Here is a 3,707-nt window from a genome sequence, read left to right as displayed (position 1 = left end):
TGCTCGGCCGCCGAGAGGCGCGCGAACAGCGGCAGAATTTCCGTATGCGGCGGATGGTGCTTGCGCAGCGCCTCTGCGGCATCGCGAATCTCGCGCTCGCCGGGCAGGAACACCAGCACGTCGCCGGGGCCTTCGCGGCACAGTTCATCCACGGCGTCGACGATCGCGTCCATCAGGTCGCGGTCGGTCTCGCGCTGCGTTTTCGGCCGATCGCGCGAGGACGACGACGAGGAGCCTTCCGCGGACTTTACCGCTGGGCTGTCTTCCGCCACCGCGCGATAGCGCATCTCGACCGGATACAGGCGACCGCTAACCTCGATCACCGGCGCGGGCTTTTCTTCCGTGCCGAAGTGACGTGCGAACCGGTCCGCGTCGATGGTCGCCGAGGTCACGATCACTTTCAGATCAGGACGCCTGGGCAGAATCTCGCGCAAATAGCCGAGCAGAAAATCGATGTTCAGGCTGCGCTCGTGCGCTTCGTCGATGATCAGCGTGTCGTAGGCCTTGAGCAGCGGATCGGTCTGCGTCTCGGCGAGCAGAATGCCGTCCGTCATCAGCTTGACCGAGGCGCCCGGCGAGAGGTTATCGGTGAACCGCACCTTGTAGCCGACCACTTCGCCGAACGGCGTGCCGAGTTCTTCGGCGATGCGCCGGCCGGTCGCCGATGCCGCGATCCGCCGCGGCTGAGTATGGCCGATCAGCCCCGAACCGCCCGCACCGAGCCCGCGCCCAAGCTCAAGACAGATTTTCGGCAATTGGGTAGTCTTGCCCGAGCCCGTCTCGCCGCAGACGATCACCACCTGATTGTTTGCAATCGCCCGCGCGATTTCCTCGCGCCGGCCGGAGACCGGCAGCGCTTCGGGGAAGGTGATGGGCGGAATCGGATTGGGCTCGACTATCCGCACGGGGCGCGGCGGACGTGGCGCACGCGGTTCGCGCTCGCCGTCAGCGCCACGCGTCGGCCCGGCCACGTTTGGCGCATCCCGAGGCGTATTGCGCCCCCGCTGATCCGGCCCCTGGCCTGCACCCGCCTGACGGCGAGCGTCATCACGCGAGCGCGACGGTTGCGCTTGCGTTGTTTTTTCTGCATGCGCCCCTGCCTCACCACGCGGACGCTGCGCATGAGCCGGCTTCGGGTCAGCACGTTGCTCGCGACGCGGGTCGCTCGACTGCTGCTCCGGCCGCAGCTGCTGCCCCGCCTGCGTTTGCTGCCTCCCGCCGCCGGCAGGCCGCGCGCGCCCCCCTCCCTCGCCGTGCGACTCGCGCGATGGGTCTGATCCGGCGCCCTGCGCCGTTTTCTCGTTCGCCGGAGCGGGACTTTTGGGTACATTCGACATGGGGGCGCATTATAATCCCGGGCATGAATTCCCAAACCGACCTCGTCTCCACGCCCGCGAGCGCTCCGGCCACGTCCGGCGCCACGGAACCCGACTCGCAACACGCGCAATTCGTCGACTGGATGCGTTCGGTTGCCCCCTATATCCACGCGTTCCGCAACAAGACGTTCGTCGTCGGGTTCGGCGGCGAAGTGGTGCATCAGGGGTTGCTGAACGCACTCGTCTCGGACATCGCGCTGTTGCAGGCCATGGGCATCCAGATCGTGCTCGTCCACGGCTCGCGACCGCAGGTCGAAGAGCAGATGAGCCTGCACGGCGTGGAGTCCGAGTTTTCGCACGGCATGCGCATCACCGATGCGCGCGCGCTCGAATCCGCGAAGGAAGCGGCCGGCGAAGTGCGTCTGGACATCGAGGCGGCAATTAGCCAGGGCTTGCCGAACACGCCGATGGCGCACGCGCACATTAGCGTGGTGTCCGGCAACTTCGTGACGGCGCGGCCGGTTGGCATTCTGGACGGGGTCGACTTCGCCCACACGGGCGTGGTGCGCAAGATCGACGCGGATTCGATCCGCCATTCGCTCGCAAGCCGCAAGCTCGTGCTGCTCTCGCCGCTCGGCTTCTCGCCCACGGGCGAGGCGTTCAATCTGGCCATGGAAGACGTGGCCTCGGCGGCCGCCATCGCGCTGCGCGCCGACAAGATCGTGTTCCTGACCGAAACGCCCGGCCTGATGCAGGACGGCGAAGACGGCACCGAACTGATGCGCGAACTGTCGCTCGACGACGCCTACAAGCTGCATGAAAGCGGCGAAGTCACCGGCGACGCGGGCTTCTATCTGAAGCACTGCATCCGCGCCTGCCGCGGCGGCGTGGCGCGGGCGCACATCATCCCGTACGCGCTCGACGGCAGCCTGCTGCTCGAACTGTTCCTGCACGATGGCGTGGGCACGATGATCTCGTACGAGAACCTCGAAAGCCTGCGCGAAGCGACGCCGGACGACGTCGGCGGTATCCTGTCGCTGATCGAGCCGCTCGAATCGGACGGCACGCTCGTGCGGCGCGACCGCCACCAGATCGAACGCGACATCGACCATTTCTCGGTGATCGAGCACGATGGCGTGCTGTTCGGCTGCGCGGCGCTCTACCCCTACACGCAGGAACGCATCGGCGAAATGGCGTGCCTGACAGTCGCGCCCGAAGCGCAAGGCACCGGCGACGGCGAGCGGCTCCTCAAGCGCATCGAGCAGCGCGCCCGCGCACGCGGCCTCACGCGCATTTTTGTGCTGACGACTCGCACCGAACACTGGTTCCTGAAACGCGGCTTTGTGAAGGCAACGGTCGACGACCTGCCGGAAGATCGCCGCCGCCTCTATAACTGGCAGCGCAAATCGCTCGTGCTGATGAAACAGCTCTAAGCGGCCCCATATAAAGCGACTGCCCAACTACAACGCAACAGCGCGCGACAGCGCCCCCCACCGATTACAGGAGAAGCACAGCATGGCTCGTATGGTTCAATGCGCGAAGCTCGGCAAGGAAGCCGAAGCCCTCGATTTCCCGCCGCTGCCGGGCGAACTCGGCAAGCGGATCTACGAAAGCATTTCGAAGGAAGCGTGGCAGGCGTGGCTCAAGCAGCAGACCATGCTGATTAACGAAAACCGCCTGAACATGGCTGATCCGCGTGCACGCCAGTACCTGATGAAGCAGACCGAGAAGTTCTTCTTCGGCGAAGGCGCCGATCAGGCTACGGGCTACGTGCCGCCGCCGCCGCCGTCGCAAAGCTAAGCTGAGCCGATCAGCGCCCGCAGGGCTGCGAATCGCCCGCCCCGCCGGTACCGTTCGAAGACGAAATCCGCGCCGAGTGCGCGGATTTTTTTCGCCTGTTTGGCTTGAAACAGGCCACTGATCTGGCCGCTATCCGAGCCTGAAACCAGCCGCTTTTAAGCCCTCGTTTCAAATTCTCACACTCGCCCGAATCCCCCGTCCCGCAAGGGATTCGGCACCCCCGGCCAGCCTTGCGCCGCCCGCCTCGTTTGCACGATCCTCTGCCATCGTGCTATTATGTGCATCGTTCCAACAGCAATTCACCATCATTCGCGTTCAATCTACCGTGCGGCGCCGTGCGCAGCGCATTCCGGATTGAGCAGTTTTTATACAAGAAGGCTTGTCGGTCACGTCGCGGGATTCTCGCGGTCATCACCGGCCTTTTTCGTGCCAGGCCTTTCAGCGACTCCCAGCGGTTTCGAACCGCGCGAGCGTCCTCATGCATCTGCCCCCCTTCCACGGCCACGCAGATGCAAAACAATCAGTAGCACTAGAGCAGTGCAATTTCGCGACATGCGCGTTGGCGACATGCGCGTAGGCAACATTCGCGTT

3 protein-coding genes are annotated in these 3,707 nt (G+C 64.9%); 2 read left to right on the top strand and 1 reads right to left on the bottom strand.

What is annotated here, in order from left to right; genetic code table 11:
• Positions 1–1,337 (bottom strand): DEAD/DEAH box helicase (locus M0954_RS26685; protein ID WP_297356463.1); only part of this gene is annotated, 1,337 nt, incomplete at its 3' end.
• 23 nt (positions 1,338–1,360) lie between these two features.
• Here M0954_RS26685 and argA point away from each other — a divergent pair.
• Complete coding sequence (gene argA / locus M0954_RS26680; RefSeq protein WP_122151556.1) at positions 1,361–2,749, top strand: amino-acid N-acetyltransferase; 1,389 nt, start codon at positions 1,361–1,363, stop codon at positions 2,747–2,749.
• 82 nt (positions 2,750–2,831) lie between these two features.
• A complete protein-coding gene (locus M0954_RS26675; protein WP_297356461.1) occupies positions 2,832–3,116 on the top strand; it encodes an oxidative damage protection protein in 285 nt (94 codons plus the stop codon).
• Positions 3,117–3,707 lie beyond the last annotated feature (591 nt).

Origin of the sequence: Paraburkholderia sp., from assembly GCF_026225065.1 — a bacterium.
Lineage (GTDB): Bacteria > Pseudomonadota > Gammaproteobacteria > Burkholderiales > Burkholderiaceae > Paraburkholderia.
The sequence above is the reverse complement of the archived record's forward strand: the minus strand, read 5'-3'. Positions and strand labels throughout refer to the sequence as shown.